The sequence below is a fragment of the Paraburkholderia caledonica NBRC 102488 genome, from assembly GCF_000685095.1.
In the GTDB taxonomy this organism is placed as follows: Bacteria; Pseudomonadota; Gammaproteobacteria; order Burkholderiales; family Burkholderiaceae; genus Paraburkholderia; species Paraburkholderia caledonica.
On the sequence record NZ_BAYE01000009.1, the window covers coordinates 16,869 to 39,671 of the forward strand.

General features: G+C 61.0%; 20 protein-coding genes. 8 read left to right on the plus strand and 12 right to left on the minus strand.

Annotation, left to right across the window (positions count from 1 at the left end; translation table 11 throughout):
* Positions 1-7 precede the first annotated feature (7 nt).
* From BCA01S_RS19105 to BCA01S_RS19115, 3 genes are all read right to left on the minus strand, one after another.
* A complete protein-coding gene (locus BCA01S_RS19105; RefSeq protein ID WP_027778289.1) occupies positions 8-769 on the minus strand; it encodes an SDR family oxidoreductase in 762 nt (253 codons plus the stop codon).
* A gap of 42 nt (positions 770-811) precedes the next feature.
* Positions 812-1,612, minus strand: coding sequence for an SDR family NAD(P)-dependent oxidoreductase (locus BCA01S_RS19110; RefSeq protein WP_027778290.1), 801 nt, complete (start codon positions 1,610-1,612; stop codon positions 812-814).
* 162 nt (positions 1,613-1,774) lie between these two features.
* The gene (locus BCA01S_RS19115) at positions 1,775-2,746 is read right to left on the minus strand and encodes a GlxA family transcriptional regulator (RefSeq protein ID WP_027778291.1); all 972 of its coding nucleotides are present in this window, start codon (positions 2,744-2,746) and stop codon (positions 1,775-1,777) included.
* A 265-nt stretch (positions 2,747-3,011) separates the two neighbouring features.
* Here BCA01S_RS19115 and BCA01S_RS36510 point away from each other — a divergent pair, with 265 nt between their 5' ends.
* From BCA01S_RS36510 to BCA01S_RS19130, 3 genes are all read left to right on the plus strand, one after another.
* Positions 3,012-3,458: a DUF3331 domain-containing protein gene (locus tag BCA01S_RS36510; protein ID WP_084166889.1), complete on the plus strand. Its 447-nt coding sequence runs from the start codon at positions 3,012-3,014 to the stop codon at positions 3,456-3,458.
* A 126-nt stretch (positions 3,459-3,584) separates the two neighbouring features.
* On the plus strand, positions 3,585-5,234 hold the full coding sequence (locus tag BCA01S_RS19125; RefSeq protein WP_027778293.1) for an FAD-dependent oxidoreductase: 1,650 nt from the start codon (positions 3,585-3,587) through the stop codon (positions 5,232-5,234).
* Positions 5,235-5,339: 105 nt separating this feature from the next.
* Positions 5,340-6,725 (plus strand): dihydrolipoyl dehydrogenase family protein, encoded by a 1,386-nt coding sequence (locus tag BCA01S_RS19130; RefSeq protein ID WP_027778294.1) that lies wholly within the window; start codon positions 5,340-5,342, stop codon positions 6,723-6,725.
* Positions 6,726-7,042: 317 nt separating this feature from the next.
* Here BCA01S_RS19130 and hpnJ read toward each other — a convergent pair whose 3' ends face one another.
* A complete protein-coding gene (gene hpnJ / locus BCA01S_RS19135) occupies positions 7,043-8,464 on the minus strand; it encodes a hopanoid biosynthesis associated radical SAM protein HpnJ (protein WP_027778295.1) in 1,422 nt (473 codons plus the stop codon).
* A gap of 439 nt (positions 8,465-8,903) precedes the next feature.
* On the opposite strand from hpnJ, the gene BCA01S_RS19140 reads away from it, so the two are divergent.
* Positions 8,904-9,245 carry a hypothetical protein gene (locus tag BCA01S_RS19140; RefSeq protein ID WP_027778296.1) on the plus strand — a complete coding sequence of 114 codons (342 nt, stop codon included), beginning with the start codon at positions 8,904-8,906 and terminating at the stop codon, positions 9,243-9,245.
* A 124-nt stretch (positions 9,246-9,369) separates the two neighbouring features.
* Here BCA01S_RS19140 and BCA01S_RS37210 read toward each other — a convergent pair whose 3' ends face one another.
* The 6 genes from BCA01S_RS37210 to BCA01S_RS19175 form a co-directional block, all read right to left on the minus strand.
* Positions 9,370-9,879 (minus strand): glycosyltransferase, encoded by a 510-nt coding sequence (locus BCA01S_RS37210; protein WP_425176741.1) that lies wholly within the window; start codon positions 9,877-9,879, stop codon positions 9,370-9,372.
* Between the two features lie 125 nt (positions 9,880-10,004).
* A complete protein-coding gene (locus BCA01S_RS19150; RefSeq protein ID WP_027778298.1) occupies positions 10,005-10,883 on the minus strand; it encodes an isocitrate lyase/PEP mutase family protein in 879 nt (292 codons plus the stop codon).
* Between the two features lie 46 nt (positions 10,884-10,929).
* Positions 10,930-12,330, minus strand: coding sequence for an MFS transporter (locus tag BCA01S_RS19155; protein WP_027778299.1), 1,401 nt, complete (start codon positions 12,328-12,330; stop codon positions 10,930-10,932).
* An 83-nt stretch (positions 12,331-12,413) separates the two neighbouring features.
* Positions 12,414-13,118, minus strand: a complete 705-nt coding sequence (locus BCA01S_RS19160) for a GntR family transcriptional regulator (protein WP_027778300.1) — start codon at positions 13,116-13,118, stop codon at positions 12,414-12,416.
* A 391-nt stretch (positions 13,119-13,509) separates the two neighbouring features.
* Positions 13,510-13,998 (minus strand): DUF4440 domain-containing protein, encoded by a 489-nt coding sequence (locus BCA01S_RS19165; protein WP_027778301.1) that lies wholly within the window; start codon positions 13,996-13,998, stop codon positions 13,510-13,512.
* Positions 13,999-14,390: 392 nt separating this feature from the next.
* Positions 14,391-14,702: a hypothetical protein gene (locus tag BCA01S_RS19175; RefSeq protein WP_027778302.1), complete on the minus strand. Its 312-nt coding sequence runs from the start codon at positions 14,700-14,702 to the stop codon at positions 14,391-14,393.
* Positions 14,703-14,980: 278 nt separating this feature from the next.
* On the opposite strand from BCA01S_RS19175, the gene BCA01S_RS19180 reads away from it, so the two are divergent.
* Positions 14,981-16,333: an MFS transporter gene (locus tag BCA01S_RS19180; protein WP_020065993.1), complete on the plus strand. Its 1,353-nt coding sequence runs from the start codon at positions 14,981-14,983 to the stop codon at positions 16,331-16,333.
* A gap of 54 nt (positions 16,334-16,387) precedes the next feature.
* Here the strand turns inward: BCA01S_RS19180 and BCA01S_RS19185 are convergent, their stop codons facing one another.
* Positions 16,388-18,925: a penicillin-binding protein 1A gene (locus BCA01S_RS19185; RefSeq protein WP_027778303.1), complete on the minus strand. Its 2,538-nt coding sequence runs from the start codon at positions 18,923-18,925 to the stop codon at positions 16,388-16,390.
* 169 nt (positions 18,926-19,094) lie between these two features.
* Between BCA01S_RS19185 and fabV the strand changes: the two genes are divergently transcribed.
* Positions 19,095-20,291 carry an enoyl-ACP reductase FabV gene (gene fabV / locus BCA01S_RS19190; RefSeq protein ID WP_027778304.1) on the plus strand — a complete coding sequence of 399 codons (1,197 nt, stop codon included), beginning with the start codon at positions 19,095-19,097 and terminating at the stop codon, positions 20,289-20,291.
* Positions 20,292-20,403: 112 nt separating this feature from the next.
* Here the strand turns inward: fabV and BCA01S_RS19195 are convergent, their stop codons facing one another.
* Positions 20,404-21,033 carry a glutathione S-transferase family protein gene (locus BCA01S_RS19195; protein WP_027778305.1) on the minus strand — a complete coding sequence of 210 codons (630 nt, stop codon included), beginning with the start codon at positions 21,031-21,033 and terminating at the stop codon, positions 20,404-20,406.
* A 224-nt stretch (positions 21,034-21,257) separates the two neighbouring features.
* Between BCA01S_RS19195 and BCA01S_RS19200 the strand changes: the two genes are divergently transcribed.
* Entirely contained in the window at positions 21,258-21,623 is a 366-nt protein-coding gene (locus BCA01S_RS19200; protein WP_020065989.1) for a hypothetical protein, read from the plus strand.
* A gap of 205 nt (positions 21,624-21,828) precedes the next feature.
* On the plus strand, positions 21,829-22,764 hold the full coding sequence (locus BCA01S_RS19205) for a LysR substrate-binding domain-containing protein (protein WP_027778306.1): 936 nt from the start codon (positions 21,829-21,831) through the stop codon (positions 22,762-22,764).
* Positions 22,765-22,803 lie beyond the last annotated feature (39 nt).

Sequence of the window (22,803 nt, forward strand, 5' to 3'; positions counted from 1 at the left end):
GGGTGCGTCAGGCTACTGGAATCGGGTTATCTTTCAACGACAGGTTGAACTGGTCGACGAACGCGTACTCGTCCGGTCCAACGTTGTCGCGCAGCGGCTGGGCAGCGCTGACCACCACCTCTTGCGTCGCGGTAGCGAGCTTGTCCATGGTCTCGGCGATGAACGCGTCGAGCGGCATTGCACGCGGATCGCCACTCCTGTGGACGAGATCCGTGTCGACCCACGGCGGCGCGATTTCGAGGACGCGCACGCTGGTGTCGCGCAGCATGAATCGCTGCGACATGGTGTATGAGTGGACTGCTGCCTTGGTTGCGGAATACAGTGCAGTAGCAGCCAGCGGTACATAGGCGAGCACGGAACTGTTGTTGATAATCGTCGACTCCGGCTGCTGCTTGAGATGTTCGACAAGCGCCGCACTCATACGCACTGGACCGAGCAGATTTGTATTGATCAGATGCACCGCCTGCGCATCGTCGAGCGCACTCCCCGCGTTGTCGAACGGCATGATGCCAGCGTTGTTGATCAAGACGTTCAGGGTTGGATAGCGCCCGATCAATTGCCGCGCCACCTGTTGAATCTGCGCGCCGTCTGCAATGTCGAGTTCCATGACATCGATGCCCGGGTTCGCCTTGGCCACCTCGTCGAGTAACGCTTTGCGCCGCCCGGCGATGATCACCTTGTTGCCGCGTTGATGGAACGCTTCGGCGAGCGCACGTCCGATACCCGACGTGCCGCCCGTAATAAATATCGTGTTGCCTGAAAGTTTCATGATCACCGCTTCCTTAATTTGGATATGTATCGACAACCCATGTCAGTGAGTAGTCGTGTAGCGCGGTGCCGGAACCTTGGTCGACAACAGGGGCGACATTGCGCGCCTCGCGCTTTCGTATTCTTCCCATTTTGCGACGTCGTGGAGGGAAGGAATCGTCACGAGTTCGCCCCGGTCAAACCCGACCAGCGCCGCATCCACCATGTTTTCGGCGGACATCACGATCGACTTGTCCAGGTTTTCGAGAGGTAACCCTCCCGTTTGCCAGAAATCGGTAGCCGTTGCACCCGGCAAGACGGCCTGGATCCGAATTCCTTTGCCGGCAAGCTCGTGGTGCAGCGACTGGCTGAATGCGAGCACGAAGGCCTTGCTTCCACCGTAGACACCATTGAGCGCTTCCGGCGCAATCGCGACGATCGACGAAATATTGATGACGGCGCCTTTGCCGCGCGACACAAAACCGGGCACGGCGGCGTAGGTAAGACGCATCACGCTCGTCACGTTGAGATCGATCATGCGCGACATCGCATCGACGTCACTGTCCTCGAGAGGCGTGTGCGTACCGACGCCCGCGTTATTGACCAACAGGGTGATCGTCGCGTCCTGTTTAAGCTTTGTTTCGACGATCGAAAGGCCAGCCTGAGTCCCGAGGTCTGCGTCGAGAATTTCGACACTGCGTTGGGTTTGCGTCGTGATACGGCTGGCTAGCGCGGCGAGGCGCTCACGGTTGCGGGCAACGAGTATGAGTTCATAACCGCGTCGCGCGAGGCGCTCGGCGTACACCGCACCGATGCCGGAGGATGCGCCCGTAATCAGTGCCGTGCCTAAATGTGCTTGCGTCATCATGTCACTCCGTGTTGAAGACAGTTGTGCCGGAGTGAATTGTGGTGCCGAAGGCCACCAACTCAAATGACGTTAAAGGTCATGTTTTCGGACATTCCAGATGCAGGGATGACCGACTGACGGGGCGGGTCGAATTTCGAGGAGCGCGAAAGCCGTCTCTTTCTATTCGTCGATGGGGTGTTCATCGCCGGTCACATTCCGCGATTCTCTCCTCAACGACTGCGGAGTCATTTGATAGGCTCGCGTGAACACTTCCCGGAGATGACGCCGGTCACGAAATCCTGTTTCGCGGGCAATTGTTTCAAGTGAATGACGGCCACGTTCAATCAGATTTCTCGCCTCTTCCAGACGCAGACGTTCGATTGCCTTCGCGGGAGATATGCCGGTCTCGGAAAGAAAAATGCGCGCAAATTGCCGGTTGCTGAGATTCGCTGCCTTCGCGAGATCGTCTACGCGCAAGGGTTTGGATAAATTGAGGCGTGCATGTTCGAGCGCCTTCTGGACCCGGTCCGACTTCGGCGCCAGCGCCAACATTTCAGAGTGCTGCGACTGCCCGCCCGAGCGCCGATGAGTCATGACCATCGCACGCGCCACCCTGATCGCGAAGTCCGCACCCATATCCTTTTCCACCAGGCCAAGCGCCAGGTCCATCGCCGCCGTCAAACCCGCTGACGTCCATATCGCGCCATCGACAATAAAGATGCGGTCGGCTTCGACCTGAATGAGCGGCCAGCGAGCCTGCAAAGCGTCTGCGAACGCCCAATGCGTGGTCGCGCGCTTACCGTTTAGAAGCCCGGCTTCAGCGAGAACGAACGCGCCCGTACAGAGGCCTGCGGTGCGCCGTGAGCGCGCAGCCGCCTCGCTGATGAATCTGAGTTCTTCGGCGGTCGTGGTGCGGCCGGTTGGATTGGCCACGCCGCTGATCATCCAGGTGTCTGCCGTCGCATTTGAATCGGCCGGCCTGGTCATGACAGAGACGCCGAGCGACGAGCGGATTTCTCCGCCCCGGAGCGAGTAATTCGTCACGTGATAAATAGGCTCACGCGCAACGATGTTGGCGATTTCAAATACTGTCTGGGTTCCAATGGCCATGACCTGGAAGTCGCCCGTCAAGAAGTAGCCAATCCGATGCATTGATACGCCAGCCGTCGTGTCCGAAAACGTGAGTATAAATGTCGTTGTAAAAAACCGCGTGGGGCATGGATGATAAGCACCGGTGAATCACCTCGAAAATTGAAGCGGATATTGGTTGAGCCAAGTCTGTATATGGCCGGATGACAAATATTGCGAACCAGGGTGGCACGAGCTTTCGCCGATTCATCCCATATTTCGAGAAAGAACATAACGCGTTATCAATCACCGCTGCTTTCGTCTTATGAAAATGCCATCGTCCCCAACCGTGTCACCGCTGAACGACGACCAGATAATCGAACGGGCCCTGATAAATTTGCTTCGTCCGGCGCCTTTGCTTTCCACTTTGCCTTTGGAACCCACGGTTAAAAAGCAGATGCGCCGGGCAAGACTTCCGGCTGCACGCGCAGATCACTGGGCCGAATGGACCCCGCCGCCAGCCCGGATCGTCGTGCAAGAAATGCTGTCCGCCGATACGCTCAGTATCTACTGGAGCGATTCGCAGACGGGGCATTACGCAGAACAGATCTGGCGTCTGGGTCTGGCGCGTGAAGACGGTTTTTGTGCTCTCTCCAGTCTCCCCATCTGGACTGGCGACGATGTGTTCAGCCCTCGACGCAGCATGACATTCGTCCCGGCGAACTGGCGTCGCATGATTCTCGCGTCGGACGTGATTGCAAAATTCGCTTCTACCCGGTTCAGAGCCGCCGCATAACGTCATACTGCCTTGCAATGCGTGTCGTGCAGCTCGTCCGGCCTAACGGCGCGCTGTGTCGATGTAATAGGCAGCCTAATCAGGCGCGTGGAAGTTCCCATCCCGCACGCAACCGCAGGAACGCAAATGACCAGCTCCACATGGTTAGCTCCAGCTACCGACCGTCATGAACAGAAGTACCCGCAGCTGACCGACGCCGAAATAGCACGATTACGTCAATACGGCGTTGTTCGTTCGTGGACATCGGAGCGGATTTTCGAAGTCGGCGCACCGGGATTCGGGATGTGTGTGGTATTGCACGGGATGATTCGCGTGACTAGCCGCGACGCGTTCGGGCGTCATGCGGTCGTTAGCGAAAACGGTCCCGGACACTTCGTTGCAGAAGTCGGACAGCTATCCGGCGGTCGATGCATAGTAGATGGCGATGCTGTCGGGGACGTATCGGCCATTCACATCCTGCCCGACAGACTCCGGGCGCTGCTGATCGCCGAAGCAGAGCTGGGTGAGCGCATTATGCGGGCTCTTATTCTCAGGCGGGTTGCTCTTATCGAGCGAGGCAATGGGATCGTTATAGTCAGCCAACCGCATAACGCCCGCCTCCACGCATTGCAAAGTTTTCTGCGACGTAACAATGTTCCCCATGCAGTCATCGGCGCGTCGTCAGAAGACGACGAGACAGCCCGTTACGTAGCAAAGTGGGTACGCGATGACTCCGACTACCCGCTCGTGCTGCATCCAGACGGGACCATCTTGCGAGCACCCGATGAGGCGGAGCTTGCCAACGCCTTGGGCTGGCTCCCTGATTTCGATCCGGAGCATGTTTACGACGTCGCAATCGTTGGAGCGGGTCCAGCGGGTTTGGCGACAGCCGTATATGCCGCGTCCGAGGGGCTAAGAGTTATCGTACTCGATCATAGTGCGCCGGGCGGACAGGCAGGTGCCAGCGCTCGCATTGAAAACTTCTTCGGATTCCCAACAGGGATCTCCGGGCATGCGCTCACCGCCCGCGCGTACGTACAGGCACAGAAATTCGGCGCCGACGTAGCCATTCCCGCTCAGGCGGAAAGCCTCGATTGCGGCATAACGCCGTTCGCGCTGCGGTTGTCCTCCGCCGTGACCATCCGGTCCCGAACGATCGTTATTGCTTCGGGCGCGGCTTATCGCAGACCCGACATTCAGGGCCTGGAACGCTTCGAGGGACGAGGAACATACTATTGGGCCTCGCCCGTCGAGGCGAAGCTTTGCGCGGGACAAGACGTATTGCTGGTCGGCGGCGGAAACTCCGCGGGACAGGCCGCCGTGTACCTGGCGTCGCGCGCGCGACGAGTTCGTATGCTGGTACGTGGAAAAAACCTGAAGGCCAGTATGTCGCAATATCTCATCGATCGTATCGCTGCTCTGGACAATGTCGACGTGACGTACGGCACTCAGATCACCGCGCTTAGAGGCACCAGGACACTCGAGGAAGTAGAGCTTTTGAGCGGGACGCAACGGTCGGTTGTATCTGCGGAACACGTGTTCCTGTTTACGGGTGCATCTCCCAACACATCGTGGCTTGGCGGATGCGGCGTCGCCGTCGACAACAACGGCTTCGTGCGTACGGGCGAAGCCGCCGGAGCTGGGTTGCAAGAGCATGAAACAAGCGTGCGCGGCGTGTTCTGTGCGGGGGACGTCCGCTCCACCTCGACAAAACGGGTCGCCGCGGCAGTGGGAGACGGTGCTGCCGTCGTTGCGCAGATTCATCGTCATCTGGAGCGATCGGTCGCTCAGGCATAAGCGCCGTCGTGATGGATTGGCGTGCAGCACATGACGCTAGTGCTGATTTTCAAGGTACCGCCCATGTCGGGCGATGGTAGTTGACGGGCAAAAAGGAACTCCGCGATGACAACGATCGAGCATTTCGAGTATGTATTTCTTGGCGGTGGCAAGGGTGGAAAGACACTGGCGATGGAACTCGCTCAGGCGGGCCGCAAGGTTGCCGTCATCGAACGAGGCATGATCGGCGGATCATGCATCAACGTGGCATGCATACCGACCAAGACGCTGATCCAGACGGCGCGCACTGAATACATACTGCATCGAGAGGATGGCAAGGCCGCAGACATGGCCAAAGTGTCGCAGCGCGTGAAGGCCGTGGTCGACGGTATGGTGGAAATCAACCGCAACGCGTTGCGTGACTCCGGCCTCGAACTCGTGTTGGGCACGGGCCGCTTTGTCGGACCGCGCCGGCTCGAAGTGAAAACGAACGATGGCGATCTGCGAATGATCGAAGGCGAGCATGCTCTCATCAACACGGGCACGACGGCGGCGATTCCGGACGTGCCCGGGTTAAAGGTCGCCGAGCCGCTGACGCATGTCGAAGCGCTGGTGCTGACGACGTTACCCGAAAGCCTGATCATTCTCGGCGGTGGATATATCGGGCTCGAAATGGCCCAGGCATTCCGTAGACTGGGCAGCAAGGTCACGCTGATACAGGATGCGCCACGCGTGGCGATGCGTGAAGACGAGGACGTCACCGAGGCGATCGAGGCGGCGCTGAAAGAGGAAGGCATCGATATCAGAACCGGCGTGAGGCCCGCCAGCGTGACGGGCAAGTCGGGAGAGTCAGTGACAGTTGTACTGCAGAATGGCAGCACGGTAAGCGGCAGTCATCTTCTGGTCGCGGCAGGCCGCACCCCTGTCACGTCCGGTATCGGCCTCGACGCCGCTGGGGTGGAAGTCGACGCGCGCGGCTTCATCAAGACGGACGAACGTCTCGCGACTACAGCAGAGCGCACGTGGGCCATCGGCGAGGTGGCAGGGACACCGATGTTCACGCACGCATCGTTCGACGATTACCGCGTGTTGCGCTCGCAACTCGCTGGGGCAAATGCGAAAACCACGCGCGACAGAATCATTCCGTATGCGCTCTTTATCGAGCCGGAACTCGGTCGTATCGGTCTCAGCGAAGCCGACGCGAAGGCGCGCGGCATCGCGGTACGGGTTGCAAAGCTGCCGATGGCGGCGGTGCCGCGGGCGCGGACGAACGGCGCGACGAAGGGCTTCATGAAGATGCTGATCGACGCGGAGTCAGACGCTATCCTCGGCTTTGCGATGCTGGGAACCAATGCCGGCGACGTCGTGACTGCGGTGCAGATGGCGATGCTCGGCGGATTGCCTTATACGGCCGTGCGCGATGCAATCATTGCGCACCCGTTGATCTCCGAAGGCCTCAATATCCTGCTTGCGAAAATGCCGCAGCGTGCCCCCAATGAGCAGCCGGGATAGAGACTTCCAGCTGTGAAAACCGGTCGCGGTTCTGGATCCGGGGCGGTGGCGAATGTCTCAAGTGTCTCGACAAGCCACAGCCGCACGTCGCATCGATCGGACAGCATTTGACTTCGACGCTTGGCATTACGGGTTGGCCGTTCCGGCCCTTTGCTGGTGTTTCCGTTAATGCAGTTGACTGTACTTCGCGCTTAACCTGTTGGACGGCCAGGTCATCTCGCGACATCCTGCAGAAGGTCATTCGCGCGAATAGCCGCTTCCGGGTCGACAGCCGTTGTAACGACTGTGGGACCCGGAAGCGCGCGCGAATAGCCAGCTCACGCCTTGTGATCCCGGAGGAACCTGAAGAATTCCACGCCCTCGTGCAAGCGTCGTTTCATCATCTCCCAACTGACCAGCATCTCGCGGACGATCTCCCAGATTTTCGTCGGCCTGAAATAAAAGCGCTTATAGAACTCCTCGACGCCAAGAAAGATCTCTTCGCGCGACAAATGCGGATACCCTATAGTCGATGCCTGGGTGCCCGCGGAATTGACGAGCGTGATGACCTTGCTTTCTTCCAGCCATCCGTTCTCCACAGCTTGTTTGTGAAGGACCGTCCCGGGATACGGTGCGGCGAGCGATACCTGGATCGTGTGCGGGTTGATCTCCTTCGCGTACTGGATCGTCTTCTGTATCGTTTCGTGCGTTTCCCCGGGAAGCCCGAGAATGAACGTGCCGTGAATCTTGATGCCGAGCTTGCGGCAATCGTCACTGAAGCGGCGCGCCATATCGGTTCGCAACCCCTTTTTGACATTCACGAGAATCTGGTCGTCACCAGACTCGTAGCCTACGAGCAGGAGCCGTAATCCGTTTTCCTTCATCACTTTGAGGGTTGAATAGGGAACGTTCGCTTTCGCGTTGCATGACCATGTCACGCCGAGCTTGCCCATGCCGCGAGCGATCTCCTCGGCCCTCGGTCTGAGATCGGTGAAGGTATCGTCGTCGAACATGATTTCCTTCACTTCTGGCATGTTGTCCCTGATCCATTTCACTTCTTCAAGGACATGCTCGACCGAGCGGGTGCGATAACGATGCCCCCCGACCGTATGCGGCCAGAGGCAGAACGTGCACCGCGATTTGCAGCCTCGACCCGTGTAGATCGAGACATACGGATGCTTAAGGTAACCGCTGAAGTAGTTCTCGCTCTTGAGGTCACGCTTGTAGACGGGCGCGACGAACGGCAACTGGTCCATGTCTTCGAGAATCGGTCGGGCGTCGTTGTGCGTGATTCCGCCGTCGGGCAAGCGATAGCTGAGACCCGGAATCGATTCGAACGGAAGTCCCTGCGCAATGTCGCGACAGGTGAAGTCGAATTCTTCGCGGCACACGAAATCGATCGCATCGCTTGCGACAAGCGAGCCGTGAGGATCGACGGCTACCTTTGCTCCTACCATCCCGATCAGAATGCTGGACTTGCGTCGCTTTAGGTGCTCCGCGAATCGCGCATCGCTCGAGAACGATGGTGAGCTCGTATGAATAATGACCAGGTCGTACTCCTGAGCAATGTCCAACGTGGTATCTAGAGACAGGCCATCTGCGGGCGCGTCCACGACGCGGCTGCCCTCGACCAGCGCGGCAGGTTGCGCGAGCCAGGTTGGATACCAGAAGGATCGAATCTCACGCCTCGTCTGGAAGCGTGAGCCCGCCCCGCCATCGAAGCCGTCGAACGAAGGTGCCTGTAGAAACAGCGTTTTCATAAATGCCCTCGAATATTACAGTTCACTTGCGGGAATCAGTAACTCACGGGGATTCGCCGGGCTTCGGCGATTTCGCGAATTGATGCAGGCTTTCGAAAAACTATGCTGGTCACTCTGGACAGCCGGTACGCACGCCCCCTCTCCGGTGGCAACTCTGAACCATAGGGGGTCGCTAAAGCATACTACGACTCCCGGCCTTTGAATTGCGAAACCTCGGTCCTTTTCCTCAGTCGATTTATACATCGAGACTATTGCTTTGGCCGCCTGCCGTATCGGTGGCCGGTGTCAGGAGATGCGCTGCGACGGGACCTCAGTTGTACGAACGGTGGCACCCAAATTGAGCTTCCGCTCGATGCGCACCGGAACGTTTACACGCATTGAGGTATTCGACTGCATACGCGGTTTGCCTCATACTGAAAACCAAAGCGGGAGGCGATCGATGATGCAAGGTCGAGACGATACGGACGGCGTGCCCGTCGGCAATGGTCGGCACATCAGCCCAGCCGAATTTTTGCTGATGGCAGGCTTTCTCGCATATCGCGCCCCGTTGGCGTCACCCGACGCCCGAGCGGCCGCCCGCCGCGTATTGGTCGCCGTTCTCGAAGTAGCGACCGCGCGCGGATTCGCTGATTCGGATCTTTTACAGGCAATGATGGCGAACGCCGAGAAGTCTTCACTCGTGCTAATGCTGGCGGAGCAGGCCACGGCTGCTGTCGGCAATACGGCCGCTTACCTGCACGTGATTCGCAGCGCTGGCGTAATAATGGAATCGGACTCGTAAAAGCAGTGGGTATGCAGCGTTCTCGCATCGAGTGAACTCCACTAAGTTGTCCAGTTCCTCGAAGGCCGTTTGGGCCGGATCGGTACGTGATCTTCCTGGCAGGCACCAATCCCAGAAAGAGCAGTCATGGTCGACTCGTTGGTCGTTTCAGCGTCGAATCATGTTGGACGCAAGGCGACAACAAACCGTTCTCGTCGACATCGAACCTTTGTCCACGCCATAACACTCGGGATGAGAAGAAACTCGCAACGTAGATTACGAACTGAAGGACATCCCACAGCGGAAGCCAGGGAAATCCCCTGCAACGCTCACCCGTCGCACAATCCGTCTGCCAAACCAATATCGCGCGCACCATGAGCGTCAACACGACCAGCCAGCAGGCCAGTAGATTGCCCCATGAAGTCAGCGCGGCCAGCAACGCAAGTGGAAACGGATGCATGACTACCGAAAAGCCGCTGCGGCGCATCGCTTCGCCAATCGCGTAGTCTTCTGCAACATGATGTCCAAACTGCGCGAGACCGCCTAAGCGCATCAGGGTCGTCCTTGTCATCGCGATTGTCTGGCCAAAACAGGGTCGCGCCCGTCCGATCGACAATCCGGTGACTACGCCGGGCAGAAAATGATAGTCAGTCATCGCCGAACTGACATGAGGCCAGAACCCAGGCGCGCACAATCCGCGGTAAGCGCTGGTGAGGTGGTTAGTCGCTGAGCGTCGCGGATGCCAGCGAGCGCAACCAAGCGTTGAGCCGCGTCGCTCTTCTAGTCCGCGTGCGCGCGATCGAACGCCCAGACCTCGGGGAACCCCATCAACTCGCACATATCGGAAAACGGATACATCGCGTCGGCGGCGGCTTCCGTGCTCCGGTGCGCGAGAATCTGCCCGTAGACATCTTTGAGCGCCTTCGCGACGGATAAGAAACCCGATGCTGGATAAATGGCCAGAGAAAAGCCGAGCTTCTGCAACTCAGGGGGCGCAAGCTGCGGTGTCCGCCCACCTTCAACGACGTTTGCGAGCAACGGCATATCGAACGTGCGCCCGATCGTTTCGAGTTCCTCGATACTTTCCGGCGATTCGATGAACAGCACATCCGCACCGGCCTTCGCATAGGCCTCGCCACGACGCAGCGCTTCATCGAGACCGAGCGACGTCCGCGCATCGGTGCGCGCGACGATCTGGAAATTGCTATCGCTGCGGCTCTCCACGGCGACCTGAATCTTGCGCACCATGTCTTCGACCGGGATCACCCGCCGGCCCGGCGTGTGGCCGCATTTCTTCGGGAATTCCTGATCCTCCAGCTGTATGCCTGCCGCCCCCGCGTGCTCATAACCCCGCACGGTATGCGCGACGTTCAGTAGTCCACCATAACCGGTGTCGCCGTCGCAGATCATCGGCGTGTTCGTGCCGCCGCAGAACGCCGCGACGCGATTGACCATGTCCGTGTAGGTGGCGAGCCCCGCATCCGGCAGACCGAGGTACGACGCTACTGTGCCGAAGCCCGTCATATAGAGGCAGTCGAAGCCCATTGAGTCGGCCATCTTCGCGGAGATCATGTCGAAGATGCCAGGCGCAGTGACAATCTCCTTGCGTGCGAACCGCGCTTTCAACGCTTGACGCTTGCTTTGCTGTGTGACGCTCATACGTGTCCTTGTTTAACGAAGGAAGTGGAAATTTCAACGTTGCGGTTCATTGTGAAAGCGATGACGCCGGCAGCGGATCGTTCGTGTCGATGGAAGGCGCAATGTCCTCGAGCGAGCGGCGATTCGTCTCGATACCGAACGCTGCAAGGACGACCGCCAACACGACCAGCGTGCCAATGATCATCGTCAGCACGTCCTTCACGCCGCCGGCCGCGTACATCATGACAACGAGTTGCGGCGCGCAGATGCCCGTGATGCGCCCGGCGCAACCCGCGATGCCGTTTGCGCGCATGCGATTCTCCGTGGCGAAGAGTTCCGGGATGTATGTCGCAATGCCCAGCGCCACCATCAGGTACGTGAGCGTGAAGAGAAGGAAGCCCAGCAGCGTCGCCATTTCTATGCCGGTCGAATGCCCGTATGACCAGCCGATGATCGCCGTGAGCGCCGACACCGCGATGAGCCCTTTCCTGCGTCCGATCCTGTCGGCGAGCAGTACGCCCAGCAGCGCCCCTGCCGGTCCGCCGAGCGCCATCAGTGCGGTATAGCCGAGCGACGATGCCATGTCGAGCCCCTGTTTCATCAGAAACGTCGGCACCCACACGATAAAGCCGTAGATCACCATGTTGACTGCAACCTGCACCGCGACGGAAAGGAGCGTGCGGCGAATTTGCGCCGGCCCGAAGAGCTCGAGCAGCGTGGTTTTCCTCGTGACGGTGCGCGGCGCATCGACGACGGGCGGCAGCGTGCCGTTGCGCGTCGACTCCGCTTCTGCTTCGCGCAGGATCGCTTCCGCTTCGTCGTAACGGCCTTTCGATTCGAGCCAGCGCGGTGACTCGGGCATCTTTTTTCGAAGGACCCACACGATCATCGCGCCGACGCCAACGATTGCAAACATTGCGCGCCAGCCGATCGACGGGATGATCAGATACCCGAGAAACGTTGAAAAGAACAGTGCGGAGTTCGTGATGAGCGACAGATACGCCGACCACTTCCCACGCACGGCAGGCGGCATGAATTCGCCGACCGATCCATAACCGACGACAATTTCCGCGCCGAGGCCCAGTCCCATGAAGAAGCGGCACACGATCAGCCACGTCATGTTCGGCGCAAACGCGCCCGCGAGCGACGCGAGCCCGAACACCGCGAGATTGAACTGGTACGTGAATTTGCGGCCTTTTGCGTCTCCGAGCACACCGGCGGTGAACGCGCCGATTAGCATGCCGATGAACGTCGAAGACAGAAACGCCGCGTTCAGGTGCATCGTCGACCAGCCGGTTTTGGCAAGCGCGCCGAGCACGCCGCCGGCCAGATAGATGTCGAACGAATCCAGGAACATGCCGGCGCCAATCAGCCACAGCATGCGCCTGTGGAAGCGTGAGATCGGCAGCCGATCGAGACGTGCACCAGCGCTTGCGGGGCTCAAGGTATATCTATCGGTGCTCGGCATGTCTCGTCTCCAGTATGGTCGTCGTCGCGACTATTGAATGACTGCTCGTGATGCTGGTGCCTTGCTGCTCCTCGCGCGCTGATTCAGGACGTGGGGCGCTCTCCCTCGCGACGGTCGAGCACCGCACTTTCTGCGGCGAGAATGTGGCAGCGCATGGCGGCTTCCGTCCACGCGGCATTGCGCTGCTCGAGCGCGCGAACGATTTCGAAATGCTGGCGTGCGCTGCGGATGCGGTCTTCGTCGCTATAGGTGCCAAACGTCCACTTGATGAGCGGCGTTTCCTTCATCGACCTGAGCGAGCGGTCGAGGCACGCGTTATTCCCGGCGGCTGTGATGATTGCGTGGAACTCGCTGTTCGCCGTGAACCACGCTTCGCTGGATTCGGGCGTCGATGGCTGCTGCGTAATCGCGAGCATCGCATCCGCTAGCGTTCGGAGACGTTCTATGTCGGACGCACCGATGGATAAGGACGCGCGGCCCGCGAGATAGGGCTCGACCAGAAGACGCGCCTCGAAGATTTCCCGCGCATCGTGCAGCGTCCAGGTCTTCACGCGCACGCCGTAATTCGGACGCGTTTCCACCCACCCATCCGCGTCGAGACGCCGCAAGGCCTCGCGTACCGGCGTGCGACTCACGCCCAAGCTCCTGGCAAGCTGTTCCTCGCGCAGATATTGACCTGGGCCGTACTGGCCACTGGTGACTGCGTCCTTGATTGCGGTGTAGACGTCATCCGCGGAACGGGGCGGCTCAGGGTTGATTGTATGCAATGATGCGTCGTTACGAGCCATTTGGTTCCCAATTTTGGCCTGCGTTCACACATTGTATGCAATGATAGCGACGCCGAAACGTCGGGATTTCCCGCAGGACGCCGCGCTCACGCCATCAGAGATGGAAAGCACGCGGGCAGCGAAAATTGTCGGTGTTGTAGACGCGAAGCGATTGGCCAGCGCGCTGGGCGCTGCTGGCAGCGTCTTATTGGTGACTGGAGGCGGCGAAACGCTTGAAGCGCTCCGAATTGAAGGGCCGTGCTACGGCTATCGCCCGATCGTCCGATCGTCACGAATCAATCGCGAACACCTAGGCATTGAGCGCCACGCAGTCGGCGCTCCTGTCGGACCGCCGGAGCCCAGCATGCTTCAAGCCGAACTGGCGACTCCAAATGCGCGAGCCATACCAATCTCACTCCTTGTCGGGCATCGCCGACGAGTGATGACTGGTAATCAGCCATTGCGTGCCGTCCCACCGATAGGTGTACGTGTAACGCGCCTTCACAACGACGCCGGTTCTCGCGAACGTGAACGTGTAAAGCCCCGCGTCGACAGCCGAATTGCAGGCCGAGTCGACGAAACGCATGTCGATTTTTCCGGAGGGACGATCCTGGAGGAAGTGCTGGAAGTAGTCCTCCTTGTCCGCAACCGTCAAGCGCGGCTTGCTGGATACCGTTGCGAGGAGAATCGACCGCGGCGCGTAGTTGGCGACCACCTTGTGCGGATCGCCGGTCTGCAGAGATTGATTCCATCGATCGAATAACGACGCGATCTCGGCCTCTGTCGCGACCTTGCAACTGCCGGGCTGCGCCGACGACGCATTGCTCGACGGTGTGTGATCGACGGCGCATCCGGCGATCGTCAGCGCCAGCGCCAGGACAGCAACAGTGAGCGACCTCATGGCGGCACCTCTTCCTTCAGGAGCAGGAAGAAGTTGCGTGCGCGCTGACTCTTCCCGGCAAGTCCGAGGGCGACGCGGAGATAACCTGTGACCGATCTAATGCTGCGTCCGCAAGCGGGACGCGCCGTCGCCAGTTCAGGCAGACCGTATCGGACAAAACAAGCCAAGTTGAACAAGCACTGCGGGGCCCGTCTGTGCGCTAGCGAACACTTTCTGCTGTTCGTCTGCAAGCCGAATTGCGCGGCAATGCAAACATGCGCGACGCAGAACGCGGCCGGCGCCTCGCAATCGTCGTGGCGCACATCATGGACAACACGCTCGTGACCTTCGACACGAAATAACGGCACATACCACGAGATATTCGCCACAGCGTGTGGCAGCGCATCTTCGTGCTAGAACTTCGGATGACATTCGAAGTTGACCGACGACCCATGCGTCGTCAACATCTCCACCCCGCTCACCGTTTCGACATTGATGCTGCTTTGCATGCCGCGCCGCTCGCAGTATTCGCGCGCTTCGTTCAGCGCCTCGCCGTGCGCGCGCGCCCACGCCATGCGTCCGCCCGTCGCGCTTGCCGCGACTGTGTACGTGCCGGGTTTATCGGTTGCGACGACATGCGTCGAAGACGCGCAGCCGGCAAGCGCGCCTCCTATCGCGAGCGCCGCAATGGCGACGCGAGACCAATCGCGAAGCTTGTTCAACATGATGCACCTGGATTGTCTGATCGTTTCGTGACCGCGCATGGAGTCGTTACGGGGCGGTCGGTGGGTTGTATCGCAGCCTCAATTATCCGGAAATACGCGTGCGAGATCAGCCTCACGGCTCGAAAACACTGTTGCCCCCATCTGAACAATCTGTGCAGGCGCAGCATCGACGCATTGGCGCGCTGGAACTGTTTAAAGCGCTTCCCGAATCGCGGCCGACCGATTAGTCTTTAACGAAATCTTCAAACCATCCGGACAATGAACTGGAGGAGACATCGATGGAACTCGAAGCACGTACCATGAAACGTGTGACGGTTCGGCTCGTGCCGTTCCTGATCGTCTGCTATTTCATCGCCTACCTGGACCGCGTCAACGTCGGCTTCGCCGCGCTGCAGATGAACAAGGCGCTCGGTCTTTCGGCAAGCGCATTCGGCTTCGGCGCGGGGATTTTCTTCATTGCGTACTTCTTCTTCGAAGTGCCGTCCAATCTTCTGCTCGAAAAATTCGGCGCGCGCCGCTGGATCGCGAGAATCATGTTCACGTGGGGTTTGCTTGCCGGTGCGATGGCGTATATCCCACATATCGCGCAATACACCGGGTTGTCCGCGGCTCATGTGTTCTACGGCTTGCGCATTCTGCTAGGCGTGGCCGAAGCGGGATTCTTCCCGGGCGTCATCTTCCTGCTCACATTGTGGTTTCCCGCCGCGTATCGAGGCCGCGTGGTCGGCTATTTCATGGCGGCGATTCCGCTGTCGACGGTGATCGGCGGGCCGATCTCAGGCGCCCTGCTTTCCATGGACGGCTTCGCCGGTCTCGCCGGCTGGCAATGGGTTTATCTGATCGAAGCCCTGCCCGCTCTGATTCTGGCGTTCGCGGTGTGGTTCTATCTGACCGACAAACCGGCCGACGCCACCTGGCTAGCCGCCGATGAGCGCGACTGGCTGGTCGCGCGTCAGAAACAGGAACGCGAGCATCGCGAAGCCGTGCATGCTTTTAGTGTGAAAGAAGCGCTTCTCAACCGGCGCGTGCTTGCCATCGCGCTCATCTACTTCGGCGCCAATGCAACGAATTACGGCTTGAGCTTTTTTCTGCCGCAGATCGTCAAGGCCTTCGGTCTGACTAACTTGCAGACGGGCTTTGTGACGTCGCTGCCGTATATCGTCGGCGTCATCAGCATGGTTTACTGGGGACGTCATTCGGACCGCAAGCTGGAACGCAAACGCCATGTGGCGATCGCGCTGACGGTCGCGGCGCTCGGTATCGCGGCGTCGGCCGGCCTCGACAATCCCGTGCAGAAAATGATTGCGCTGTCGATTGCCGGCTTCGGTATCTTCGGCTGTTTGCCGGTTATCTGGACTTTACCGGCTGCGTTCCTGTCGGGCGCCGCGGCTGCCGGCGGCATCGCGGCGATCAATTCGCTCGGCAATCTGGCCGGATTCTTCGGACCTTACGCGATGGGCTGGATCAAGGACAGCACCGGCGGTTTCGGAGCGGGACTGCTCTGCCTCGCAGGCGCGGGCCTCGTCGGCGCGGCGGCCGCTTTGCTGCTGCATCACGACCCCGCGCTGGAAGCGTCGGCGGGCACCGCGCGACGCGACGCGTCCGCGGGGCCCCCAGTCGCGGAATACTAGCTAACGGGGACGACGCGGCGACGCGGCGCCCCGTCGTCCCTCGCCCGGTCGCGGTCACGGCGAGCCGTTCGCGGCGCCAGCCTGACTTCCGGTGCCCACGGCGTCCGGCGGCACGACGTCGTCCGGCGTGGGCGTGGGCGCCAATGCCGCCGCGCCGGCGCCCTGCGCGTCGCCGTGGACGGGCTCGCTGCCGAGCACCGAAGTCGTTACCGAACCGGAAGCCGTTGCGTCGCCGGGCGTGGAAAGAAGCGGCGGTAACGCCCGCGATTCCGCGCTGGCGGCTGCTGCTGCACTCGCGGCAGCCTCGGCGCTCGCACCTTCAGCCGCCGCCCCCGGCGAAGCCGTCGCCACAGGCGCACGCCGCGTGGTGTTGCGAGCCGTCACGGCCGTCTGAGACTTCACCGCCGACGACGGAAAAAGATGCTGGAACCATTCCCGCAGCCGCTCGGAACGCTCGGCGAACCAGCCCGGCTGCTGCTCGGTGGCGAACCTCACGCGTGTGTCGACCAGCTTCGAGCGCTGCGCGCGCTGGAAGAAGTCGCCGACGATCGGCAACGCGCTGTGCGCGCCCTGTCCCCAGTAGTCGCTGCGCAACGTCACGCGGCTGTCGTTGAAACCGACCCACGCGCCGGCCACGAGTTGCGGATGAATCAGGATGAACCAGCCGTCTGCGTTGCCCTGCGTCGTGCCGGTCTTGCCGGCTACGTCGCCGCGCACGCCGAAGCGTCCGCGTATCGCCGATCCGGTGCCGCGGTTCACGACGTCGCGCATCACGTCGACGAGCGTGCGGGCTGCGTCCGCGGGCAGTTCCTGTTGCGGCTGCGCCGGCGCGAAGTCGGCGAGCACTTCGCCGTTGCGGTCCTCGATGCGCGTGACCATCACCGGCTCCACGTATCCGCCGAGGTTGGCAATCGTTCCGTACGCCGAGACCATCTCTTTCAGCGTGACGGGGCTCGTGCCGAGCGCGAGCGACGGCACGGCGTCGAGCGGGCTGTCGCGCACGCCCATGGCGCGGGCGAGCCGCGCGACCTTGTTCGGGCCGACCGTTTGCATCAGTTGCGCGGTGATGCGGTTGCGCGAATATGCGAGCCCGTCGCGCAGCGTGATCGCCCGCTCGCTCGGCTCGTCTTCGTCGCTCGGACGCCAGACTTCTCCGCCCGCGAGCTGTATTTCGACCGGCTGATCGACGAGCGTGTCGGTCGGCTTCGCACCCGCCTCGAAGGCGGCCGCGTAGACAAACGGCTTGAACGTCGAGCCAGGCTGACGGCGCGCCTGCTGCACATGGTCGAACGGATCCTGGCTGAAGTCGCGGCTGCCGACCCACGCCCTGATCTGGCCGTTGCGCGGGTCCATCGCGAGAAAATCGGCCTGCACGCGGGTCTTGGATTCGCAGAGCGACTGCACGAGGTTGCGGTCGGACGACACGCGCTTGAGCGCATCGTCGTCGGTCAGGCCCATGTCTTTCGCGGCGCGAAAGTCCGGCGTTTCGCGCAGGAAGGTTGCGAGCAGTTCCTTGCCGTTCGAACAACCGGCGCGGCTGCCCCATGCCGCATTGGCAATGCCTTGCAACTGGTTGCCCTGCAGGATCACCGCCTGGGTGGCCATGGTCTGCAGGCGCGAATCGATCGTGGTGCGCACCACGAGGCCGTCAGAATAAATGTTGTAGTCGTTGCGGTCGGCCCACGCCGCGAGCCACTTGCGCAGTTGCTGCGCGAAGTGCGGCGCGGGTCCCGGCGGCTCCGTCTGCCGCTCGAAGTCGATTCGCAGCGGACGTTTTCTGAGCGTCTCGAACGCGGCGGGCGTGAGCTTGCCGAACTTCACCATTTGCGCAAGCACCGTATTGCGCCGCTGCAATGCGCGCTCCGGGTTGAGCACCGGGTTGTAGTAGCTATTGCCCTTCAGCATGCCCGCGAGCGTCGAGCTTTCGAGCACGTTCAGGTCCGACGCCGACTTGTCGAAATACGTGCGCGCCGCCATCTCGATGCCATACGCGTTGTAGAGAAACGGCACCGTGTTCAGGTACGTTTCGAGGATCTCGTCCTTCGTATAGAGCGCCTCGATCTTGAAGGCGGTGATCGCCTCCTTCAGCTTGCGCGTCAGCGTCGGCGCACGGCCGATTTCGTCCGGATAGAGATTGCGAGCGAGTTGCTGCGTGATCGTCGAGCCGCCCTGCCGGTCGCCCGAAAACGTATGCAGCGCGGCCGATGCCGTGCGCCGCCAGTCCAGCCCGAAATGCTCATAGAAGCGATGATCTTCGGTGGCGATCAGCGCATTGACCACATTCGGCGAGATGTCCTTGAGCTTGACCCACTCGCGGTTGGACGGCTTGAACTCGGCGAGCAGCTTGCCGTCGGCCGAGAGAATGCGCGCGGGCTGCTCGATCTTGGCCTTGCGAATATCGCCGATGCCCGGCGTGAACGGAATCAGGAGCAGCACATACAGCACGAACAACAGCGGAAGCGCCGCGCAGGCCCTCAGCACGCCGCGGCGGGTCGGATGGCGCAGGTGCCGCAACGCCCCGGTCACGAGCGGGTTCGCGCGGGTCAGACCTCGGTCGAGGGTCTCCAGAATCAGGGAAATAAAACGCTTCACACGGGCTACCGTCTGCTGGAAAAGGCTGAATCGTACCAAGATGTGCGGAGCCGCCCGATTTCCGGCGTGCATGGCGGTCCGCCCGGCGCTCCCCTTGACCGATCCCGCGCGCCACGCCAGGAGCCGCGCGGGCCACTATAATGTCGCCAATTCCGACAAGAGGTGCTTCATGATCATCAAACCGCGCGTGCGTGGCTTCATCTGCGTCACCACCCATCCGACGGGCTGCGAGGCCAACGTCAAGGAACAGATCGAATACGTCAAGGCACGCGGTCCCATCGCCAACGGTCCCAAAAAGGTCCTCGTGATCGGCGCATCCACGGGTTACGGACTTGCCGCGCGCATCACCGCGGCGTTCGGCAGCGGCGCGGACACGCTCGGCGTGTTCTTCGAGCGCGGCGGCAGCGAAACCAAGGCCGGCACGGCCGGCTGGTACAACAGCGCGGCATTCGAGAAATTCGCGAACGCAGAAGGCCTGTACGCGACGAGCATCAACGGCGACGCATTTTCGGACGAAGTAAAGGCACGCACGATCGAGGTCATCAAGCGCGATCTCGGTCAGGTCGATCTCGTCGTGTACAGCCTCGCCGCGCCCAAGCGCACGCATCCGAAAACCGGCGAAGTGTTCAACTCCACGTTGAAGCCGGTCGGCAAGGCGGTCAAGCTGCGCGGAATCGACACGGACAAGGAAGTCATCAAGGAAACCGTGCTCGAACCCGCCACGCAAACCGAAATCGATCATACGGTCGCGGTCATGGGCGGCGAAGACTGGCAAATGTGGATCGACGCGCTGCTGGAAGCCGGGGTGCTCGCAGACGGCGCGAAGACGACCGCGTTCACCTACCTCGGCGAAAAAATTACGCACGATATCTACTGGAACGGCTCGATTGGCGCGGCCAAGAAAGACCTCGACCAGAAAGTGCTCGGCATTCGCGAGAAGCTCTCGGCCAAAGGCGGCGACGCGCGCGTCTCGGTGCTGAAGGCGGTCGTCACGCAAGCAAGTTCCGCGATTCCGATGATGCCGCTCTACCTGTCGCTGCTCTTCAAGGTGATGAAGGCAAAAGGCACGCACGAGGGCTGCATCGAGCAGGTCTACGGGCTCTACAAAGAGAGTCTGTACGGTTCGGCGCCGCACATCGACGACGAAGGACGCTTGCGCGCGGACTACAAGGAACTGGCCCCCGACGTGCAAAACGAGGTTCAGGCGCTGTGGGACAAGGTCACGAACGACAACATCTACGAACTTACCGATTTCAGCGGCTACAAGACGGATTTTCTGCGTCTTTTCGGTTTCGAGATCGCAGGTGTCGATTACGAGGCCGACGTCAATCCGGACGTGCAGATTCCGCGGCTCGTGCAGGTTTGAGCGGTCGCGGCCGCGGTCGTGTCTCTGTGTGTGTAGCGGGGCCGTTGCGGCCCCGCGTCGTTTGTCCGGTTGGTCTTCTTCCTCTGTTCTACTTCTCTGATCACTACCGCATTTACGGCGTGCCGTTGCGGCAGTATTCGCGATAACCGTCTCGTTCCGCGAGACGCGTCATATAAGCGGCGACGGCGGGTAGATCGTCGTGCTCAATCGGCGTTTCGAGCCAACGGTTGATCGACAGCGCGATCGGAATGTCCGCGAGCGAGAACGCGTTGCCCGCGATGAACGCGCCGGTTCGCTGCAACTGCCCTTCGACGATCGCCATGTGCTTCGCCCAGTTCGCCCGCGACGACTCGATCTGCTGCGCGTCGCCATGCGCGGGCGAGTGCCGCACGAGCGCGAGGAACGCGTAACTCCACGAGCGGTTCAGTTCGCTCGCCTGCCAGTCGATCCACTGGTCGCATGCCGCGCGCTCGCACGGGTCGGCGGGATATAGCGACTCGCCGCGATCCCGGTAGCGGCCGGCGAGGTAGCGGATGATCGAGTTGGATTCCCACAGTACGAAGTCGCCGTCCTTGATGACGGGAACCATTGCGTTTGGATTGAGCGCGAGAAACTGCGGGTCGTTGGTCGGGCGGAATCCCGCGCCCCAATCTTCCTGCTCGAACGCGAGGCCGAGTTCGGCGCAGGTCCACAGCACCTTGCGCACGTTGATGGATGAGGTCTTGCCGAGGATTTGCAGCATAGGACGTCGGATGCGGTGGTCGGGAAGCAAGGCTACGTTAGCGCGTCGCGGGATTTTCCGCTGCTCGTGCAGCGCCGGCGCGGGCACCGTGTCGCGTTTGCCGCGTGCGCCAGGGTACGCCCGGGAATTGCCGCTGGTGAATTCTGCGTGATATTGTTAATAAATGCGGAGGACGGCCGCACGCCGCCTCCCCCGGAAAGCACTTTACCGCAGCGAGCGTCGCCATGAGTGATGTACGCCACCATCTGAGTCCGCGAGACCGCCTGGAGCTGTTGTGCTGGCTCACATGCGGCAGTCTCGGCGCTTATTACCTCAACGAGGACTGGCCCGACGCGGCGTTCCACGTACAGGCCGCCCACAAATGGCTCGACCGGCGCGCGCGCGAGGCCGACTGGCTTTCCATTGCGAAGTTATCGGCGACCGCGCTGGAGATTGCGCGACGCCACGCGCGCTTTGTCGACACCGACTGGGCGCGCGACGCCGTCGAAGAAATCCTGGACACCGACGAACTTGACCCGCAAGCCCGGCTCGTACGGCAGGTTCTTGCGGACTGCGAGAAGGCGCTGGCGGATCGGCGGACGGCGGATTAACTTTTCCAGTAAAACCCGGGTTCACGTGGCCGCTTAACGGTTGGACGAATCGTCCGCACTCCGGCCACGTTCTGCGCGCTCGGCCGGGAAGCCGGCGAAAACCCCCTATGCCGCCTGCATCGCTTCGCGCACCCAAACGCTAGAATGCCGGGCATAGCGCGCACTCGCGCGCCTCCTTCTCCGGTCGAACACCTTGAAACGCAAAATGCCCGCGCTGAATGCGCTCAAAGCCTTTGAAGTGGCTGGCCGCACGGGCAGCTTTACACGCGCCGCGGAACTGTTGAATGTCACGCAAAGCGCCGTGAGCCGGCAAGTGCGCCAACTGGAGGCGCAGATTGGCGAGACGCTGTTGCAACGCCATCATCACCATCTGGAGCTTTCGGCGGCCGGCCGCGTGCTTCTGCAAGCGCTGCAGCAATCGTTCGACCGTATCGAACTCACGGTACGCAGCCTGCAGGAGAAGACGCATCGCAACCGCCTGCGCATCAACGCACCGCCCACCTTCACGAGCCGCTGGCTGATGCCGCGCCTCGGCCGTCTGCGCGACGCGCAACCGCACCTCGAACTGAGCCTGTCCACGCGTCTCGACGACAAACTCGCGGAGTCAGGCGTGCTCGACTGCGCAATCCGCTTCGGCAACGGCGAGTGGGAAGGTTTCGACAATCGTCTGTTGATGAACGAACGGCATATCGCTGTCTGCGCGCCGTCATTGCTTGCACGGCAGGCTGGCCGCGCCGCTATCGACCTCAACGAGCTCACGCTGCTGCATGTGCTCGCCAGCGCGGATCAGCGTTACCTGACCTGGCAACACTGGCTGAAAGCCGCCGGTATCGAGAACGTGGATACGCGCGGCGGTTATGAATTCGATCTGCTCGACCACGCGATTCACGCGGCCATCGACGGGCTCGGCGTGACCATTGCAGACCGCAACATGATCGGGCGCGAACTCGCCGAAGGCCAGCTGGTGCAAGTGTTGAACGTGCACGTCGACGGCCACCAGTCGTACTGGCTCGTCACGCGTGCGGGACAGGACGAGCTGCCGCACGTCACGCTGTTTCGCAACTGGCTGCAGCAGGAGATCTGGCTCGGTGAACGGGCTTTCGAGTCGTCCGAGGCGGTGCCGTTGGGCGACGTATCGTGATAGCCGCGCCGTGGATGGTGGCGACGGCGAGAATAGTGC